Origin of the sequence: Curtobacterium sp. SL109 (assembly GCF_026672405.1) — a bacterium.
Lineage (GTDB): Bacteria > Actinomycetota > Actinomycetes > Actinomycetales > Microbacteriaceae > Curtobacterium.
In genome coordinates, this window is sequence record NZ_JAPPRB010000002.1 from 612,895 (window position 1) to 629,478 (window position 16,584).

The window sequence follows — 16,584 nt, forward strand, 5'->3', positions numbered from 1 at the left end:
CCTAACGGGCGTCGCGTCGCGCTCCGGTCGCGCTGGTCGCGTCTGTCCGGCTCGTCGCGTCCGTCTCGTGGGTCGCGTCCGTCTCGTCGTTCCGGGCCGGGAGGCTCGGGCCGGCCCCGGTGGTCCCGGTCGCCTCTGGCGTCCGCTCGCGTGCCGCACCGGATGCCAGACCCGCCGCGATGATGAACACGAACACGATGAGCAGGCCGTGGAGCAGGCCGAAGTGCTCGCCGACGAGACCGATGATCGGCGGGCCGGCGAGGAACGCGACGTAGCCGATGGTGGCCACGGCGCTGACGCGGGCGGCCGCGGTGCGGGGGTCGTCCGCGGCGGCGGACATGCCCATCGGGAAGCCGAGCGACGCACCGAGGCCCCACAGCACCACGCCGACGATCGCCAGCGGCACGCTCGGCACGAAGATCAGCATGCCGAGGCCCACGACGGCCACGGCGGCGCTCGCGCGGAGGACGGGGACGCGGCCGAACCGGTCGATGAGCGGGCTGCCGGCGACGCGACCAGCGGTCATCGCGGCGAGGAACACGGTGAGCACGGCCGAGCCGCCGTCGTTCTCCAGCCCGTGGCCGTCGATCATGGCGAGGGGCAGCCAGTCGTTCGCGGAGCCCTCGGCCAGGGCCATGCCGAGCACGATCACGCCGATGAGCAGCGTCGACGGCTGACGCCAGACGGCCCAGCGCGAGACGGGGAGCGGCACGGGGCTGGTGTCGGTGGCCTCGGCCTCGATGACCCGCTCGTCGCCGAACCAGCGCACGACGGTCACCATCGCCAGGCTCGTGAGGATGCCGAGGACGATGAAGTGCAGGGCGACCGGGACCTCGAGCCGCTCGGCCAGGGCACCGAGCCCGGCGCCGGCGAGCGTGCCGAGGCTGAACGCGGCGTGGAACAGCGGCATGATCGTGCGGCCGCCGAGCCGTTCGGCCGTGGCGCCCGTCACGTTCATCGACACGTCACACAGCCCGTTGCCGAACCCGAACGCGATGAGGCTGATCCAGATCGCCGCGAAGCCCCAGCCCAGGCTGACCGAGATGCCGGCCATCACGAGCCCGAGTGCCAGGCAGACGGCGGCGATCTGCACGCCGCGCTTGGCCCCGAGCTTCCCGACGATGTGCCCCGCGAAGGTCAGGCCGGCGATGGACCCGACGCTCATCCCGACGACGAGCAGCCCCATCGTCAGGGTGCTGGCGCTCAGCTCGTCGCGCACGCTGGGGATGCGTCCGAGCCAGGTGGCGATGTCGAGCCCCGAGAGCGTGAACACGACGAACACGGCGTTGCGCCACGCTCGGGTGCTCGGTGCGGTCGTGATGGCGGACGCCGTCGTCATGGTGCTTCCGATCGAATCGATTCGAGTGTGGTTCTCCGATACGCTAACCGGCGATGGACGACACGGCAACACACGGCGGCGCGTCGGGGACTCCCCGCGCGGCCGGCATCGTCCCCGCCGCCGCGCGGGCCGCTCGGCCGACGCTCGTCGCCGTCGCCCGTGCCGCCGGGGTGGCACCGTCCACCGCGTCCCTGGCGTTCAGCGGCACCGGTCCGGTGTCCGAAGAGACCCGCGCCCGGGTCCTCGCCGCCGCGGCGGAGCTCGGCTACGACGGACCCGACCCGCGCGCCCGGTCGCTGCGCCGCGGCCGGTCCGGCGTCATCGGCGTCGTGATGGACGAACGTCTCAGCGATGCCTTCCGCGACCCGGTCAACGTCCTGACGCTCGACGGCATCGCCGAGGTCGCGGGGGAGGCCGGCGCCTCCCTGCTGCTCGTCCGCAGCCCGCTCGACGACGAGCGCGGTGCCGGACCCCTGGTCGACGCCCCGATGGACGCCGTCGTGCTCGTCGGCTGCAACGTGCGGGTCGACCCCGCGGTCGCCGTGCTCCGGCGCCGCGGGATCCCCGTCGTCGCGATCGAGGCCGACGACATCGAGGGCGCGGTCCCGATCAAGCTCGACAACCGCGAGGGCTCGGGTCGTGCGGCGGAGTACCTCCGCGACCTCGGCCACACCGCCGTGACGGTCGTCGCGCTGCCCCTCGACGCCTCGCACCACCGCGGGCCGATCAGCGCCGAGCGCTTCGCTGCCGGCGCTGCCTTCACCACCACGGAACGACTCCGCGGGGTGTGGGACGTGTTCCCGGACGCCGTCGCGATCGAGGCCGGCGGCAGCTCGGTGGAGGAGGGCCGCATCGCCGGCGCCGCGCTCTTCGCGGTCGACGGCAGCCGTCCGACCGCGGTGGTGGCGCAGAGCGACCTGCTCGCCGTCGGGGTGATCTCGGCGGCGCTCGAGGCCGGGCTCCGCGTGCCGGAGGACGTCAGCGTCGTCGGCTTCGACGGCATCCAGGTCGACGACAGCCTGTTCCACCGCTCCCCGATCCGGCAGCTGACCACGCTCGTGCAGCCCTTCGTGCAGAAGGGCCAGGCGGCGGCCCGGGCTGCCCTGGCGATGCTCGAGGGCGAGTCACCCGAGGGTGCCGCGTTCCGCTCGGAGCTCCGCGTCGGCGACACGACGGCGCCCCCGCGGGGCTGAGCCGCCCCTACCGCGCCATCGCGACGGCGATCCACCCCGGCCGGTGCGCCCGCACGCCGAGCGTCACCGCGCGCACCCCGATGTACCCGAACGAGAACACCGCCCACAGCGACGCGAGCCCGTCCCCGACCACCCACAGCAGCGGCAGGTACACGACGAGGTTCACCGCCCCCGCGATCGCCAGGTAGCGGGCGTCCCCGGCGCCGATGAGCACCCCGTCGAGCACGAACACGTACCCGGCGACCGGCATCCCCGCCGCGATGAGCACGAGCACGAGTGGCAGTGATCCCCGAACCGCGGCCGAGTCCGAGAACACCGGGCCGAGCACCCCGCTGACGGCGAGCGTGAGGAGTCCGAGCAGCACCCCGCCGCCGATGCCGAGCACGACGAGCCGGGTCGTGACGAGCCGGACCCGGTCTGCGTCCCGCGCACCGAGCGCGTGCCCGACCAGCGCCTGCCCGGCGATCGCCAGCGCGTCGAGTGCGAACGCCAGGGTGCTGAACACCGTCAGGCCGACCTGCGTCGTCGCGAGCCCGACCGTGCCGAGGCCCGCGGCCACCCCGACGGTCGCGAGCATCGCCATGCGCAGCGACGCCGTGCGGAGGAACAGCCAGGCACCCGACCGCAACGCCCGCACCACGCCGGACGCCCCGGGACGCAGGGGAGCGCCCACGCGACGGGCTGCCCGCACGGCGATCACCACGTACACCGCGGCCATCGCCCACTGCACGAGCACGGTGCCGGCCGCCGAGCCCTCCACGCCCCAGCCCAGCCCGTAGATGAGCAGTGCGTTGAGCAGCCCGTTCGCGACGAACCCGACCGTCGCGACGACGAGCGGCGTCCTGGTGTCCTGCAGTCCGCGGAGCAGCCCGGTCGAGGCCGTCACGACGAGGATCCCGGGCAGCCCGATGAGCGACACGAGGAGGTACGCGGTGGCCGCGGCGGACACCTCGGCCGATGCCCCGAACACCGACACGAGCGGTCCGGCGAGCGGCCAGCCGACCAGGGCGAGCACGACGCCGAGCACGAGCGCGAGCCACATCCCGTCGATGCCCGCGTGCACCGCGCCCCGACGGTCGCCACCACCGAGTGCCCGGGCCACCGCCGGTGTCGTCGAGTAGGCCAGGAACACCAGGAGCCCCGTCACGGTCTGCAGCACGGCACTCGCGAGCCCGACGGCCGCGAGCGGGGTCGCCCCGAGGTGTCCGACGAGCGCGGTGTCCGTCAGCAGGAACAGCGGTTCGACGACCAGCGCACCGAGCGCGGGCAGCGCCAGCCGGACGATGTCGCGGTCGACGGCACGGCGGGACGAGGGCATCAGGACATCATGCCGCCGACTACCCTCGCCCGTGTGGACGTGGTCGCGCTCGTGCCGGGTGCCGTCGGTCTGGCCCTCAGTCCGCTCACCGTCGCCTCGGTGGTCTTCCTGCTCGGACACCGCCGCGGGTACGGCTCCGCGGTGGCCTGCGCGACGGGCTGGATCACGACGATCGCCGTCGCGCTCGTGGTCGCGGTGCTCGTCGGCGAACGGCTGCCGGCCCGGACCGGTGCGGGTGGGACGCCCGTCGAGGCCCTCGTCGCCCTCGGCGCGGGCGTCGTGCTGCTCGCGCTCGCCGTCTGGCAGTGGTCGGTCCGACGGCTCCCCGACGGGTCGCCCGCCAGCTCCCGGTGGTCCGCGGCGATGGAGTCGATCGGTCCGCGCCGCGCGTTCGGCGTCGGCGTGCTGTGGTTCGTGTCGAGCCCGAAGGCGCTCGTCCTGGCGCTCGGCGCCGGCCTGGCCTTCGGTGACGCCGACCCTGCAGCCGCCGAGACGGTCGTCGCCGGTGCGCTCTTCGTGCTCGTCGGCGGCTCGACGGCGTTCCTGCCGATCGTCCTCGCCGTCACCCTCGGTGCCCGGGCCAGGCGCGCGCTCGCCGCGATGCGCGGGTGGATAGGCCGCTGGGGCTCGGTGTTCCTGGTGGTCGTGCTGGTGCTGCTCGCGGTCGTCCAGCTCGTGACGGGCGCGGTCGGTCTGCTCGCCTGAGCGGGTGGTCGCGTCGGTCCGGACGGGAGGCCGTGGTCCCGCCGTGCGCGCAGCCCGCACTGGCGGGGCGGTCGCGACCAGGGCCTCCCGTCCGGCCCTCACGGTGACCTGGCGGTGCTCCCACGTCGGAGGACGAGGATGCCGGACACGGTGTACGCCGCCGCGACGACGCCGGCGGTGACCTCTTGGACCGCGGTCGGCACGCCGAGGCCGTGGATGGTCGTCGCGACGAGGGCGACCACGACCAGCACCGCCGTCGAGCTGAGCGTCCTGCGCGTGACCGTGGCCGCGACGACCATCACGACGGTGACGGCGACGATCGTACCGAGGACCCCCGTGCTGATCAGCGCTGTCGACGCCGAGGTGTCGAGGCCGCGGTCGGCATGACCGAGGAGCGGGATCGTCCGACCGGCCACGCGGAGCCACACGATGACGACCAGCATGGCCAGGAGGGGTCGTGGCGCCGTGACGGCGTGGGTGGCGGTCACGACGGTGACGCTGACCGCGACGAGCGCAGCAAGCGTGCACTGCAACCCCGTCGGGGTCGCGCCGAGGCCGTACCAGCCGAGGTGCGTGGGGAGGTCGAGCAGCTCGAGGAGGAGCCAGGCCGCACCGGCGGCGACGAGGAGTCCTGCCGCCCACCGGCGATTGATCGTGCTGGCGCGGGAGGTGACGGAGGACGGGATCATCTCTCACTCGCTTGGCTTGATGACACGCTGGCGGCGCGCGCGCAGATCCTGTTCAAGACGTCCGCATGATCGCCGAGTCGTGCCGCCATCTCGACCTGCGGAACGGTACGCAACTGTTTGACGGTCTCGTGAGACGTGATGCTCCTCACGGTGCGCTCCGCCCCTGGATAGAGCCGATCCATCGCCGGTAGTTCTTCGTCGAACTGGTCCGGGTTCATCGCGGCGTCCTGAACGGCGGCGCTGAGGAACCGGACGCAGGTCGTCTGTTCCTCCTGGGTTGACGACGGTGTTGGCGCCGATGGAGGGGATGTTGTCGGGCCGATGGCATCGCGGCGTTCGGCGACAGGTGCGATCGTCGTGCGAGGTCCGATGACGAACCATCGGTCGCCGTGGACGAGTGCACGACCCCCGCTGAAGGTGCCAGCCCAGTCCTGGAGGACCTGTGGCACGGAAGCCGTGTGGCTGTACACCCGGATGAAGACCGGTGCGCCGGAAGACGTGTAGCAATCGACACCACGCATGCGGTCCCAGAAGTACGGGTCACCGCGCCAAGTCGTCCCCCCGGAGCAGACCACATGAGCACGGAGGTCGCTGAGCTGCTTCACGAGGAACCGATCTGAGACGGGCTCCGGGGTGCGAGAGGTGGTGGTCAGGCCGAGGACCATGAGCACGACGACGGAGATCGCGGTACCGAGACCGACGATCCGTCGCCGTGCCCGGGGTGTCACTCCCACTCGACCTTCGAGCCGGTCACGACCGCCAATGACTTGACCTTCACCTGCTTGTTCGAAGCCACGTTGCCCCAGAGGATGGTGGTGTTCCCGCTGCCGAGACAACCGGCGCTCTGCCAGACCGGCGACACGTTGGCGTTGAAGCCCTTCCCCTGGACACACGAATCCGCGTCCGAGGCGGACCTCCAGAAGTACGTGACTGTTGCGTTCTTGGTGGTACCGATGAGGTAACAACCGGTCGACGGTCCGGACCAGCCTCCGCCAGGCAGAGCCCCAGCCTGGCGCCACTTGCAGTCGCCACTCCGCGGAGTGTGTCCCTTCTCGGGGCCCGGTGCTCCGCCACCGCCGGCGTAGGAACCCCCAGTACTTGGATCGAAGCTCGGGTCAATCGTGGTTCCGTCGGGGATGTACAAGCCGTCGATCTCTGCCGCGTTCGCGGAGCCGGGAGCAGCGACGGCTCCGGCCGCGAGGAGACCAGAGGCGATCGCCGCACACGCGAGACGTTGAAGTAGCACTGACATGTCTTCTCCTTCTCGGGCTTCTTTGCCCGTCAGGGAGAACGTACATCAGTATTTCAGCGGACGGAAGATCGGTTTTCAGCAGAGCCCGATGCGAGATGCACTCAGCGTCGGTCGGCGCGCGGCTCCGCCGGGACCGCTCCGGTGGCGGCGTGCGCCGACTCCGCGGCGACGGGCTCCGCCGGGTCGGTGCCGCGCGCGCGACCGATGAGGTCCATCAGGTGGTAGACGACGATCGCCGCGACGGTGCCGACGATGATGCCGCCGAAGCTGGCCTGCCCGAACGAGAACGTGAAGTCCGCGATGCCGATGATGAGCGCGATGCCCGCGGTGAGCTGGTTCTTCGGCTTGGCGAAGTCGACGCGGTTCTCCACCCAGATGCGGATGCCGATGACACCGATCAGGCCGTAGAGCGCGGTCGTCGCACCACCGAGCACGCCGGCGGGGACCGAGGAGATGACCGCGCCGATCTTCGGGGACAGCCCGAGCAGGACGGCGGCGATCGCGGCGACCCAGTAGGCGGCCGTGGAGAAGACGCGGGTGGCGGCCATCACGCCGATGTTCTCGCCGTAGGTCGTCGTCGCGGAGCCACCGCCGATGCCGGCCAGGACCGTCGAGACGCCGTCGGCGAAGAGTGCCCGTCCGGTCAGCGGGGTGAGGTCACGGCCGGTGAGCTGTCCGACGCCCTTGACGTGCCCGACGTTCTCGGCGACCAGCGCCAGGACCACCGGTACGAAGGCCAGGTAGATCGGCAGCTGCGCGGGGTCGAACGCGGGGGCCGTGAAGGTCGGCAGGCCGACCCAGGGGACGTCGGCGACGGCGGAGAAGTCGACCTGCCCGCCGATCAGGGCGGCCACGTAGCCGACCACGACGCCGATGACGATGGACAGGCGCCCGATGAGCCCCTTGAACAGGACGGTCACCAGGATGATCGCGAGCAGGGTGATGACCGCGATGACGGGCGACTTGGTGAAGTTGTCGCGGGCGGCGGGCGCCAGGTTGAAGCCGATGAGCGCGACGATCGCCCCGGAGACGATCGGCGGCATCAGGCGGTCGATCCACCCGGCGCCGGCCAGGTGCACGACGAGGCCGACGACCGCGAGCAGGGCGCCGACGACGATGATGCCGGACAGCGCGAGCGGGATGCCACCGATCTTCGTCGCGGCGCCGATCGGGGCGATGAACGCGAACGAGGACCCGAGGTAGCTCGGCAGACGGTTGCCGGTGACGAGCAGGAACAGGATCGTGCCGATGCCGCTGAAGAGCAGTGTCGTGGACGGCGGGAACCCCGTCAGCAGGGGCACCAGGAAGGTCGCGCCGAACATCGCCACGACGTGCTGCACGCCCAGGCCGATCGTCCGCGGCCAGGTGAGGCGCTCGTCCGGCGCCACGATCGTCGTCGCGGAGACGGTCGCACCGTCACCGTGCAGCTTCCACGGAAGTCCCATGCGATGACCGTACCGGCCAGCGACCAGCCGATGGACGTCCTGTGGAGGACTCGCCGGGGGGACCTGCGGGGGCCCGGTGACTATCGTGGAGCGCATGACCGACGTCGCAGGCACCACCGGAATCCGAACCGACGAACTCGACCCTGACGTGTCCCCGAAGGACGACCTCTACCGGCACGTCAACGGGAAGTGGATCGCGGCGACGCCGATCCCCGACGACAAGGCGCGCTACGGCTCGTTCACGGTGCTGGCCGAAGCGGCAGAGGCCGCCGTCCGCACCATCGTCGAACGCTCGCAGCTGGCTCCGGAGGGCACCGAGGAGCGCAAGGTCGGCGACCTCTACACGGCGTTCACCGACGAGGTCGCGCTCGAGGCCCTGGGCACCGGCCCGATCGAACCGCTCCTCGCCGAGATCGCCGCGATCGAGACCACCGCCGACGTCGTGCGGATGGTCGGTCGCTTCGAGCGCCTCGGCCTGCCGAGCTTCATCCAGCTCTTCGTCGACAACGACCCGGGTGACCCCGACTCGTACGTCGTGTTCCTGGAGCAGTCCGGACTCGGCCTGCCCGACGAGTCGTACTACCGCGAGGAGCGCTTCGCCGACATCCGCGAGAAGTACCGCGAGTTCGTCGCCGCGATGTTCCCGCTCGCCGGGTTCGAGGCCGGCGCCGAGCGCACCGAGCACGTGGTGGCGCTCGAGACGGCGCTCGCCGCGGAGCACTGGGACAACGTCGCCACCCGCGACAGCCAGAAGACCTACAACAAGCTGCCGTGGGCCGAGGTCGCCGCATTGGCACCCGGCGTCGACCTGCAGCTCTGGTGGCAGGCCATCGGCGCCCCCGTCGGCGCCTTCGACACCGTGGTCGTCCGGGAGCCGTCGTTCCTCACCGGCCTGTCCGAGCTGCTCCGCGACCAGCCGCTGACCGTCTGGAAGGACTGGCTCGCCTGGCAGGTGATCCGGGGATCGGCGCCGTACCTGACGAGCGCGTTCTCGGCGACGAGCTTCTCGTTCTACGGCACCGCGCTCACCGGTGCGCCCAAGCAGCGCGAGCGCTGGAAGCGCGGCGTCTCGCTCGTCGAGGGCGCCATGGGTGAGGCCGTCGGTCGGATCTACGTCGCCGAGCACTTCGACGAGACCTCGAAGGTCACGATGGACGACCTCGTGGCGAACCTGGTCGAGGCCTACCGCCAGAGCATCACCGCGCTCGACTGGATGACCGACGAGACCCGGACCCGTGCGCTCGAGAAGCTCGACAAGTTCACGCCGAAGATCGGCTACCCGGTGAAGTGGCGCGACTACTCCGCGCTGCCCGTCGCCGCGGACGACCTGCTCGGCAACGTCCGCGCCGTGGCCTCGTTCCAGGTCGACCGCGAGCTCGGCAAGATCGGCACCCCGATCGACCGCGACGAGTGGTTCATGACGCCGCAGACGATCAACGCGTACTACAACCCGGGCTTCAACGAGATCGTGTTCCCGGCTGCGATCCTGCAGTTCCCGTTCTTCGACGCCTCGCGTGACGCCGCCGCCAACTACGGCGCGATCGGTGCCGTCATCGGGCACGAGATCGGCCACGGCTTCGACGACCAGGGCTCGCAGTACGACGGTGACGGACGCCTGCAGAACTGGTGGACCGAGGCCGACCGCCAGGCCTTCGAGGAGCGCACCAAGGCCCTCATCGCCCAGTACGACGCCCTCGTCCCGACCGAGGTGCCGGACGGACACGTCAACGGCGCGCTCACGATCGGCGAGAACATCGGTGACCTCGGCGGCCTCTCCATCGCGTGGAAGGCGTACCTGATCTCCCTCGACGGCCAGGAGCCCCCCGTGGTCGACGGCCTGACCGGTGCCGAGCGGTTCTTCCTCAGCTGGGCGCAGGCCTGGCAGATGGCGATCCGCCCGGAGGAGGCCGCACGGCTCCTGACGATCGACCCGCACTCGCCGACCGAGTTCCGCTGCAACCAGGTGGTCAAGAACATCGACGTGTTCTACGACACCTTCGGCGTCACGGAGCAGGACGCGATGTACCTCGACCCCGCCGAGCGCGTCGCCATCTGGTGATGGTCGAGCCCGACGCGGCTCCGTCCTCGCGGCGGCGTCGCCAGGACGGTCGCTCCGGCGCGGGCACCCGTGCTCGGGGACGGCACCGCGGCGGGGCGGAGGAGCGCTTCGTCGCGACCGTCGACGCGCTCGGGTCGCTGGCGCACGACGGCGCCGGGGTCAGTGCGTCGGTCATCGACACGTCGACCCGTCGGGCGTTGCTGGCCGTGGACGACCGACTCGTGCAGCCTGTCGGCAGCCTCGGTCGGGTGCTGCTCCTGACCGAGGTCGCGGCACGGCTCGAGGACGGCCGACTGCACGGCGACCGGCTGCAGCGGATGGCCCGGGACACCGCGGCCGGGCCGGGCCTCTGGCAGTTCCTGCAGGAGCCGACCATGCAGGTCCCGGACCTCGCGACCCTGGTGGCCGCGACCGCAGACGCGTGGGCGACGAACGCACTGCTCTCGCTGGTCGGGATCGACGCCGTCCGCGAGCGTGCCGAGGCGCTCGGGGTCGAGCGCTCGGCGTTCATCGACCGGGTGCGGGACCGCCGTGGTCCCGACGACGCCCCGGACATCGCCGTCGCCGCCTCGGGTGAGCTCAGCTGGCTGATGCGCGGGCTCGCGCTCGGCGAGGTCGTCGACGAGGGCGTCTCGAACCGGGTCCTCGGGTGGTTGTCCCTCGCGGCCGACCTCTCGCTCGTCGCCGGGGCGTTCGGTCTCGACCCGCTGGCGCACCGCGCACTGGACCACGGCCTCCAGGCGGTGTCCGTCACCGGTGTCGGACGCGGGGTCCGCGCCGAGGCCGGGGTCCTGCGGGGCCCGGGTTCGTCGGTGAGTTACGCGGTGACGGTGACCTTCTCCGACGACACCCTCGACCAGCGGCTCGCGGTGGTCGAGGCCCTGCGCACGATGGGCACCGAGGTCCTCGAAGCCGTGCACACGACCGCCACCCGCTGACCGCGGCCGTCGGCCACCGCGACCGCTGGCCACCCGCTGACAGCACGACGGCCCCGACACGTCACGTGTCGGGGCCGTCGTCGGATCGGCTCAGCCGTGCTGCTTCGCGGCCTTGGCGATCTTCTTCGCGAGCTTCTTGCGTCCCTTGCGGGCGCGGGGGTCGTTCCACATCTTCCGGGCGGTCTCGCCCTTGGACTGCTTGATGACGGGGCGGTTCGACCGCGATCCGATCGCGAACGCGATGAGCACGACGGCTCCGATGACGATGACGCGGTTGCGCATGAGGTGTCCCTTCGGTGGTGGGGGCCGGCCGGTCAGCCGGTGACCCGTCGTACGAGGTCGGTGATGATCGGCCAGACGTCGCCGGCCCGGTCGGCGGACCCGACGGCGACGGCGACGAGCGGGTAGACGGTCACAGCGATCGTGACCAGCACCGCGAGGACCACGGGGACCCACGCGGCCACGGTCCGGCGCCGGGTGACGGCGAGGACCAGCAGGCCGAGGACCACCAGCCCGCCGAGGACCGTCACGAGCGTGACACGGACGAACGGGAACGGCACCAGGCCGGCCGTCGTTGCGGTCACCCCGCCGAGGAACCCGACGAGCGGCAGGAAGCCAGCGGTGAAGACGAGCAGGACGACCAGCACGCCGACGACCGTGGCGATCCAGACGCCGCGGGCACGGGGCGGACGCTCACGTCCGAACCGTCGGCCGCTGCGTCCGGACCAGGCGGTCATGCGCGGGGGTCCCGGGCGTCGTCGGCGGCGGCACGGGCCTCGTCAGCGGCGTCGGTGGCGTGCTCGACGTCCGCGTCGACGGACTCCTCCGCGCGCTCGGCCTCGGCGGCCTCGGCCTCGACGACCTCGTGCACCTGATCGGCGGCGCTCACGGCCGCGTCACGAGCGGCGTCGGCGGCCTCGGCGGCCCGCTCGGCCACGTCGGCAGCGGCACGCTGGGTCCCGTCGGCAGCGTCGGCAGCGTCGGCGGTGTGCGCACCTGCGGTCGTGGTGGCGTCGGACGCGCGGGTGGCAGCGGTCGCGGTGGCGTCGACGGTGGCGTCACGGGCATGCCGTGCCGTCGCCTGGGCCGAGTCAGCGGCAGCGGCGGCGGTCTCCGACGCGCGCTGCAGGGCCTCGGTCCCGGCCGTGTGGGCACGGCCGGCGGTCTCGCGGACCTGGTCGGACACGTCCGACGCAGTGGAGCGCACCCGGTCGGCGGCGTCGGACGACGCGGCGCGCACCCGGTCGGCGGCGTAGGACGACGCGGCGCGCACCTGGTCGCCGGCGTCAGCGGCCGTGGCGCGCACCTGGTCCGTGGCGTCCTTGACCGCGTCCGAGGCCCTGTCGATCACGGACGGCTCGTCGTCGAACGGTCCGTGCACGTCGGTCACGTGGACCTCGACGTGCGCGGGGCGCTGGGCGGTCTCCTCGACGGCCCGCGCGACCTGCAAGCGGACCTCCTCGGCGACGGCGGTGACGGGCTGGGGGTACTCGACCACGAGCGACACCCGGACGTCGAGCGCGGTGTCGGCGTCGTCGACGGTCACGCCGAGGGCGCTGCCGGCCCGGCCGAGGCGGGAGCGCACCTGGTCGGCGGCTCGCTCCACCAGGCTGCCGAGGTGGTGCACCCCGTCGACGCCGAGCGCGGTGACGGCCGCGGTCCTGGCGGCGATCGTCAGGGTGCTCGCGTCGTCGGGCAGTGGCTCGGTGAGCGACGCGGGCAGCTCCACGTCGATGACGTGCGTGCGGGCGTGGGTGGCGTTCTGCATGGTCTCTCCTCCTCGGTCAGGGTGCGTCCGGTGCCGGACAGGCGACGACGGGGCACCCGTGGCGGGTACCCCGTCGTCGTCGGTGTGGGTGTCCTAGTTCTTGAAGACGTCCTTGACGTCCTCGCCGGTCTGCTTGACGCTGGCCGAGGCCTGGTCCTTCTTGCCTTCGGCGACCTTGGAGTCGTCGTCGGTCGCGTTGCCGAAGGCCTCCTTCGCCTTGCCGGCGATGTCCTGAGCGGCGTTCTTGATCTTGTCGTCGAGTCCCATGAGGGGTCCTTTCTCGAGGTGGGCGTGAGCCCGGTGCGGTGGTGGGTGAGCCGGGAGGCTCGGGGTGCGTCCGCAGGTCGGTGTCAGCCGACTCGGGGACGGGTCAGCCGACGCGGGACGGCTTGGCGAGGACCGAGCGGGTCCCGCCGGTGAGGTGGACGAGCACGGGGACCGGCCGTCCGAGGGTGCGGTCCAGGACCGCGAGGGCGTGGTCGACGGCGTCGAGCACGGCGACGGCGTCGCCGCCGCGACGCACGGCCACCTTGATCCGGGCGGCGCGCTGCCGGCGGACCAGGAAGACGTCGACCTTCGCGTTCACGACGTCCCGGACCTCGCGCAGCTCGTGCTCCACGACGTCACGGACGAGCGCGACGTTGATCGTCACGGCGTCGTCGCCGGAGCGTTCCCGGACGGCGATGGACGTCCCGCCGCCGCCGCGCGTGAACACCCAGATCAGGGCGAGCACGATCACGACCGCACACGCCACGGCCACGATCCACAGCGACGCGGCGGGGACGTCGACGCTGCGGGGCAGCTCGAGGTACGGACGCACCGCGTCGCGGACCGCGGGCAGGACGCCGGCGCCGATGGTCAGACCGACCAGGACGGCGACGATCCCGAGGACGAACAGGATGATGCGGTTGAGGGTGCGGTTGCTCTTGGTCATGACAGCGTCCCCTGTTCTGCGATGCGGACCTTGACCCGACGACCGAAGCGCTCGTCGAGCTGGCCGAGGCGGTCCTTGACGGCGTCGCGGACGATCCCCTCGTCCACGGCGATGCCGGAGACCGGGACCACTCGGACCTCGGTGCTGGTGCCACGCGAGGTGGCGGTGGCGTTGCCGTCCGGGACGCCCGCTGCGGTTCCGGCGGCGTTCGCTGCCGTCGCCGCGATGATGCGGGTGTCGATGATGACCGCGCCACGCTCGTGCGGGACGGGGGAGCGGTGCTGTCGACCGGGCTTCAGGGCCAGGACGACGAGGACGATCCCCAGCACGACGAGCACGCCGGCGATGACCTCGGCGATCGTGACGAACGCGGCGTCCGGCCGGAGCGCGGTGTCGACGGCCGTCTGCGGGTCGGCGAGCAGGGGTGCTGCGCCGACCGCGCGGAGGACGGACTCGGTGCCGATCCAGGCGGCCACCAGGGCGAGCACCACGAGCGCGACGGACACGGCGGTGGAACGGGAGCGGTGCACGCTCCGGCGCCGGATGCGTCGCTCGACGCCGCTGGCGCCGTTGGGACTGCTGCTCATGATGGTCTCCTAGCGGACCCGGGTCTCGTGCTCGCGCACGATCCCGGTCAGTTCGATGTGGGCACTGCCGACTCGACGGCCGGTGAGCTCGCCGACGCGGTCACGGACCGCGGTGGCCGAGGTCGTGGCGCGGCCGACGAGGTCGTCGGCCGCGGCCATCGGGCCGGTGATGTCGAGTGCCAGGGACCCCTGGTGGTCACCGAGGGCCACCCGGACACGACGGGCCGGAGCACCGAGGTGTTCGGCGGCCACGGCGCGGGCGCACGAGGTCAGGGCGCGCGCCGTGATCTCGACGCGGCCCGGGACCTCCGGGCCGCCGGTCACTTGGAGCTCCGGCGTCCGGTCAGCACGTCGGTCAGGGCACCGCGGTCGATGCGTCCGGACACGAGGGCGGCCACGAGGGCGCCGATCGCGGCGAACACGACGACGAGGACGAAGCCCCAGAAGCCGAACTGCAGTGCGACGACTGCGAGGATGGCGCCGATCAGGGCGCCTGCGAGTGTGGTGCTCATGCGACGCGCGCTTCCTTCTTGTCGTCGTCCTCGTCGTCGTCACCCGGGATGAAGACGTCCTGGACGGTCACGTTGACCTCGGCGACCTCCATGCCGACGATCTGCTCGAGGGCACGGGCGACCGAGGAGCGGACGCCCTCGGCGACCTGCTGCAGCGGCACCGGGTACTCGGCGACGATGGTGATGTCCGCGGCGACCTGCTTCTCGCCGACCTCGACCTTGACGCCCTGCGAGAGGTCGCGCTGGCCGATGGCGTCGCGGAGGGCGCCGATGGCACGGGCTGCGCCGCCGCCGAGGCCGTGCACGCCGTTGACCTCGCGGGCGGCGATGCCGGCGACCTTCGAGACGACGGTGTCGTCGATGACGGTCTTGCCGGTGGTGGAGCCGGTGGAGCGAGCGGCCGAGCCGGTCGCGGTCGTCGCGGCCAGGGTGCCGGGGGTGGGGGTGGTCGTGGTGTTCGCCATGATGTCTCCTTCCGAGAGCCCGCCGGGTGTTCCCAGCGGTTGCTGTTCACGGATGAGACGGGCTGGGGTCGAGAGAAGTCACACGCCGATCGCGGTTCCCAGACTTCTGCCAGACAGCAGCCCGTTCTGGCCTGACTTGTCCCCCGTTCGGCGGACGAGTCAGCGTTCGACGCCGATTTCGTCCGCCGCGTTGCGTTCTGCACGGGCGACGGCCGCGGCCCGGACGGCGCGCAGATGTGCCATCGGCGTGGTGCCGCACTCGTCCTGGAACAGCTGCTGCAGGCGACGAGGACGTACCCCGGTCGCGTCGGCGATCGCCTGGACGGTGAGGGGCTCCCCGGCGTGCTCGGCGATGAACGCCATGGCCTGCCGGACTCGGGCGGAGGGCTCCCCGGTCGCACCCTGCGGCCCGCGTGCTGCGGCGCGCGTCTCGCGGGGGCTGTCCCCGAAGCGCTCCCGGTACGTCGCGGCAAACCGGCCGGCGTTCGTGAAGCCCCAGCAGCGCGCGACGTCGATGACCCCGTCCGTGGTGTCACCGTGCAGGAGCTGCCGTCGGACCTCGTCCAGACGGTGGTCACGGAGGAACCGGCTCGGGGTGACGCCGAGCGTGCGGACGAAGACGTCCTGGAGGCTCCGTTCGCCGAGGCCCGCGGCGGCCGCGATCGCCCCGACCGACGGCCGTTCGCGCGCGTGGTCCTCGATGTGGCGGATGGCGTCGCGCAGGCGGTTCGCGAGCGGGACGTCGTCGTCGACGTCCCGGAGCGGGAACGTGTCGAGGACGACGACGGCCAGGCGCCGGTTCAACGCCGTGCGCATCGCCCCCTGCACGCGGTCGTCGAGGAGCGCCGGGGTGAGTTCGCGCAGCAGCCGACGGAGGGGCTCGCGCCGGGCGACGACCTGGTCCTGTTGCGCGAACAGCAGCGGGCCGTCGGGCTGCCGGTAGCCGAGCTCACGTGCGACCGTGCGGAGGAACCGGTCCGCGACGTGCACGCCGTTGTAGACCGTCTCCTCGGACTCGAACCGGTAGGCCTCGGACGCCGAGGCGATGTACGGAGCACCCGGTCGGACGACGCGGACCCGGTCGGCGAAGTGCATCTCGAGCGTGCCCTGGGACAGCCAGAAGACGACGTGGTCCTCACGCGGGCCGATGACGCCCGTGCGCCGACCGCCCGTCGCGCGCATGGTCCGGAGGGACAGGTCGTCGTCACCGACCACCGTGTACTCGTACCGGGTGCCGGGAGCGACCCGCGTCTCGGTGAAGAACTCCGACCCGCGGTACTCCGAGCTGAAGATCGCGTCGTAGTCGGTGCCGTCCTCGTCGGAGAACCGCAGTCGACGGAATCCGTTGGACGACGTGCTCACGCGCCCATCCTCACACCCG

General features: G+C 72.1%; 20 protein-coding genes. 4 read left to right on the plus strand and 16 right to left on the minus strand.

The window, feature by feature from the left end; all coding sequences use genetic code 11:
- Position 1: 1 nt before the first annotated feature.
- Positions 2-1,339: an MFS transporter gene (locus OVA28_RS04325; protein WP_268095884.1), complete on the minus strand. Its 1,338-nt coding sequence runs from the start codon at positions 1,337-1,339 to the stop codon at positions 2-4.
- 53 nt (positions 1,340-1,392) lie between these two features.
- Between OVA28_RS04325 and OVA28_RS04330 the strand changes: the two genes are divergently transcribed.
- Positions 1,393-2,532: a LacI family DNA-binding transcriptional regulator gene (locus OVA28_RS04330; protein WP_268095885.1), complete on the plus strand. Its 1,140-nt coding sequence runs from the start codon at positions 1,393-1,395 to the stop codon at positions 2,530-2,532.
- A 7-nt stretch (positions 2,533-2,539) separates the two neighbouring features.
- On the opposite strand, the gene OVA28_RS04335 is transcribed toward OVA28_RS04330, so the two are convergent.
- The gene (locus OVA28_RS04335; RefSeq protein WP_268095886.1) at positions 2,540-3,850 is read right to left on the minus strand and encodes an MATE family efflux transporter; all 1,311 of its coding nucleotides are present in this window, start codon (positions 3,848-3,850) and stop codon (positions 2,540-2,542) included.
- Between the two features lie 9 nt (positions 3,851-3,859).
- Here OVA28_RS04335 and OVA28_RS04340 point away from each other — a divergent pair, with 9 nt between their 5' ends.
- Entirely contained in the window at positions 3,860-4,555 is a 696-nt protein-coding gene (locus OVA28_RS04340; protein ID WP_268095887.1) for a GAP family protein, read from the plus strand.
- 98 nt (positions 4,556-4,653) lie between these two features.
- On the opposite strand, the gene OVA28_RS04345 is transcribed toward OVA28_RS04340, so the two are convergent.
- The 4 genes from OVA28_RS04345 to OVA28_RS04360 all read right to left on the minus strand — a co-directional run bounded on the left by OVA28_RS04345 (position 4,654) and on the right by OVA28_RS04360 (position 7,941).
- Positions 4,654-5,244, minus strand: coding sequence for a hypothetical protein (locus OVA28_RS04345; RefSeq protein WP_268095888.1), 591 nt, complete (start codon positions 5,242-5,244; stop codon positions 4,654-4,656).
- Complete coding sequence (locus OVA28_RS04350) at positions 5,241-5,849, minus strand: hypothetical protein (RefSeq protein WP_268095889.1); 609 nt, start codon at positions 5,847-5,849, stop codon at positions 5,241-5,243. Before OVA28_RS04350 ends, OVA28_RS04345 begins: the two co-directional genes overlap by 4 nt.
- Before the next feature lie 119 nt (positions 5,850-5,968).
- Entirely contained in the window at positions 5,969-6,496 is a 528-nt protein-coding gene (locus tag OVA28_RS04355) for a hypothetical protein (RefSeq protein ID WP_268095890.1), read from the minus strand.
- A 101-nt stretch (positions 6,497-6,597) separates the two neighbouring features.
- On the minus strand, positions 6,598-7,941 hold the full coding sequence (locus tag OVA28_RS04360; protein WP_268095891.1) for a uracil-xanthine permease family protein: 1,344 nt from the start codon (positions 7,939-7,941) through the stop codon (positions 6,598-6,600).
- 94 nt (positions 7,942-8,035) lie between these two features.
- Here OVA28_RS04360 and OVA28_RS04365 point away from each other — a divergent pair, with 94 nt between their 5' ends.
- Positions 8,036-10,000 (plus strand): M13 family metallopeptidase, encoded by a 1,965-nt coding sequence (locus OVA28_RS04365; RefSeq protein ID WP_268095892.1) that lies wholly within the window; start codon positions 8,036-8,038, stop codon positions 9,998-10,000.
- Positions 10,000-10,938 (plus strand): serine hydrolase, encoded by a 939-nt coding sequence (locus OVA28_RS04370; RefSeq protein ID WP_268095893.1) that lies wholly within the window; start codon positions 10,000-10,002, stop codon positions 10,936-10,938. The genes OVA28_RS04365 and OVA28_RS04370 overlap by 1 nt, the downstream gene beginning before the upstream one ends.
- A gap of 90 nt (positions 10,939-11,028) precedes the next feature.
- Here OVA28_RS04370 and OVA28_RS04375 read toward each other — a convergent pair whose 3' ends face one another.
- The 10 genes from OVA28_RS04375 to OVA28_RS04420 all read right to left on the minus strand — a co-directional run bounded on the left by OVA28_RS04375 (position 11,029) and on the right by OVA28_RS04420 (position 16,565).
- Complete coding sequence (locus tag OVA28_RS04375) at positions 11,029-11,220, minus strand: hypothetical protein (protein ID WP_268095894.1); 192 nt, start codon at positions 11,218-11,220, stop codon at positions 11,029-11,031.
- Between the two features lie 32 nt (positions 11,221-11,252).
- A complete protein-coding gene (locus OVA28_RS04380; RefSeq protein WP_268095895.1) occupies positions 11,253-11,675 on the minus strand; it encodes an MFS transporter permease in 423 nt (140 codons plus the stop codon).
- On the minus strand, positions 11,672-12,706 hold the full coding sequence (locus OVA28_RS04385) for an Asp23/Gls24 family envelope stress response protein (RefSeq protein ID WP_268095896.1): 1,035 nt from the start codon (positions 12,704-12,706) through the stop codon (positions 11,672-11,674). The genes OVA28_RS04380 and OVA28_RS04385 overlap by 4 nt, the downstream gene beginning before the upstream one ends.
- Positions 12,707-12,799: 93 nt before the next feature.
- Complete coding sequence (locus OVA28_RS04390; RefSeq protein WP_194659644.1) at positions 12,800-12,973, minus strand: CsbD family protein; 174 nt, start codon at positions 12,971-12,973, stop codon at positions 12,800-12,802.
- Positions 12,974-13,076: 103 nt separating this feature from the next.
- On the minus strand, positions 13,077-13,640 hold the full coding sequence (locus OVA28_RS04395) for a hypothetical protein (RefSeq protein ID WP_194659645.1): 564 nt from the start codon (positions 13,638-13,640) through the stop codon (positions 13,077-13,079).
- On the minus strand, positions 13,637-14,227 hold the full coding sequence (locus tag OVA28_RS04400; protein ID WP_194659646.1) for a DUF6286 domain-containing protein: 591 nt from the start codon (positions 14,225-14,227) through the stop codon (positions 13,637-13,639). Before OVA28_RS04400 ends, OVA28_RS04395 begins: the two co-directional genes overlap by 4 nt.
- A 9-nt stretch (positions 14,228-14,236) precedes the next feature.
- Positions 14,237-14,551: a hypothetical protein gene (locus tag OVA28_RS04405; RefSeq protein WP_194659647.1), complete on the minus strand. Its 315-nt coding sequence runs from the start codon at positions 14,549-14,551 to the stop codon at positions 14,237-14,239.
- A complete protein-coding gene (locus OVA28_RS04410) occupies positions 14,548-14,739 on the minus strand; it encodes a DUF2273 domain-containing protein (protein WP_194659648.1) in 192 nt (63 codons plus the stop codon). Before OVA28_RS04410 ends, OVA28_RS04405 begins: the two co-directional genes overlap by 4 nt.
- Positions 14,736-15,203, minus strand: coding sequence for an Asp23/Gls24 family envelope stress response protein (locus tag OVA28_RS04415; RefSeq protein ID WP_194659649.1), 468 nt, complete (start codon positions 15,201-15,203; stop codon positions 14,736-14,738). Before OVA28_RS04415 ends, OVA28_RS04410 begins: the two co-directional genes overlap by 4 nt.
- Positions 15,204-15,362: 159 nt before the next feature.
- Complete coding sequence (locus tag OVA28_RS04420) at positions 15,363-16,565, minus strand: helix-turn-helix domain-containing protein (protein ID WP_268095898.1); 1,203 nt, start codon at positions 16,563-16,565, stop codon at positions 15,363-15,365.
- Between the last annotated feature and the right edge of the window lie 19 nt (positions 16,566-16,584).

Coding starts and splice junctions, on each gene's coding strand:
- OVA28_RS04400 (WP_194659646.1), bottom strand. CDS start 14,227: ATGAGCAGCAGTCCCAACGGCGCCAGCGGCGTCGAGCGACGCATCCGG.
- OVA28_RS04345 (WP_268095888.1), bottom strand. CDS start 5,244: ATGATCCCGTCCTCCGTCACCTCCCGCGCCAGCACGATCAATCGCCGG.
- OVA28_RS04360 (WP_268095891.1), bottom strand. CDS start 7,941: ATGGGACTTCCGTGGAAGCTGCACGGTGACGGTGCGACCGTCTCCGCG.
- OVA28_RS04330 (WP_268095885.1), top strand. CDS start 1,393: ATGGACGACACGGCAACACACGGCGGCGCGTCGGGGACTCCCCGCGCG.
- OVA28_RS04380 (WP_268095895.1), bottom strand. CDS start 11,675: ATGACCGCCTGGTCCGGACGCAGCGGCCGACGGTTCGGACGTGAGCGT.
- OVA28_RS04370 (WP_268095893.1), top strand. CDS start 10,000: ATGGTCGAGCCCGACGCGGCTCCGTCCTCGCGGCGGCGTCGCCAGGAC.
- OVA28_RS04385 (WP_268095896.1), bottom strand. CDS start 12,706: ATGCAGAACGCCACCCACGCCCGCACGCACGTCATCGACGTGGAGCTG.
- OVA28_RS04375 (WP_268095894.1), bottom strand. CDS start 11,220: ATGCGCAACCGCGTCATCGTCATCGGAGCCGTCGTGCTCATCGCGTTC.
- OVA28_RS04355 (WP_268095890.1), bottom strand. CDS start 6,496: ATGTCAGTGCTACTTCAACGTCTCGCGTGTGCGGCGATCGCCTCTGGT.
- OVA28_RS04340 (WP_268095887.1), top strand. CDS start 3,860: ATGCCGCCGACTACCCTCGCCCGTGTGGACGTGGTCGCGCTCGTGCCG.
- OVA28_RS04415 (WP_194659649.1), bottom strand. CDS start 15,203: ATGGCGAACACCACGACCACCCCCACCCCCGGCACCCTGGCCGCGACG.
- OVA28_RS04390 (WP_194659644.1), bottom strand. CDS start 12,973: ATGGGACTCGACGACAAGATCAAGAACGCCGCTCAGGACATCGCCGGC.
- OVA28_RS04395 (WP_194659645.1), bottom strand. CDS start 13,640: ATGACCAAGAGCAACCGCACCCTCAACCGCATCATCCTGTTCGTCCTC.
- OVA28_RS04410 (WP_194659648.1), bottom strand. CDS start 14,739: ATGAGCACCACACTCGCAGGCGCCCTGATCGGCGCCATCCTCGCAGTC.
- OVA28_RS04335 (WP_268095886.1), bottom strand. CDS start 3,850: ATGCCCTCGTCCCGCCGTGCCGTCGACCGCGACATCGTCCGGCTGGCG.
- OVA28_RS04365 (WP_268095892.1), top strand. CDS start 8,036: ATGACCGACGTCGCAGGCACCACCGGAATCCGAACCGACGAACTCGAC.
- OVA28_RS04325 (WP_268095884.1), bottom strand. CDS start 1,339: ATGACGACGGCGTCCGCCATCACGACCGCACCGAGCACCCGAGCGTGG.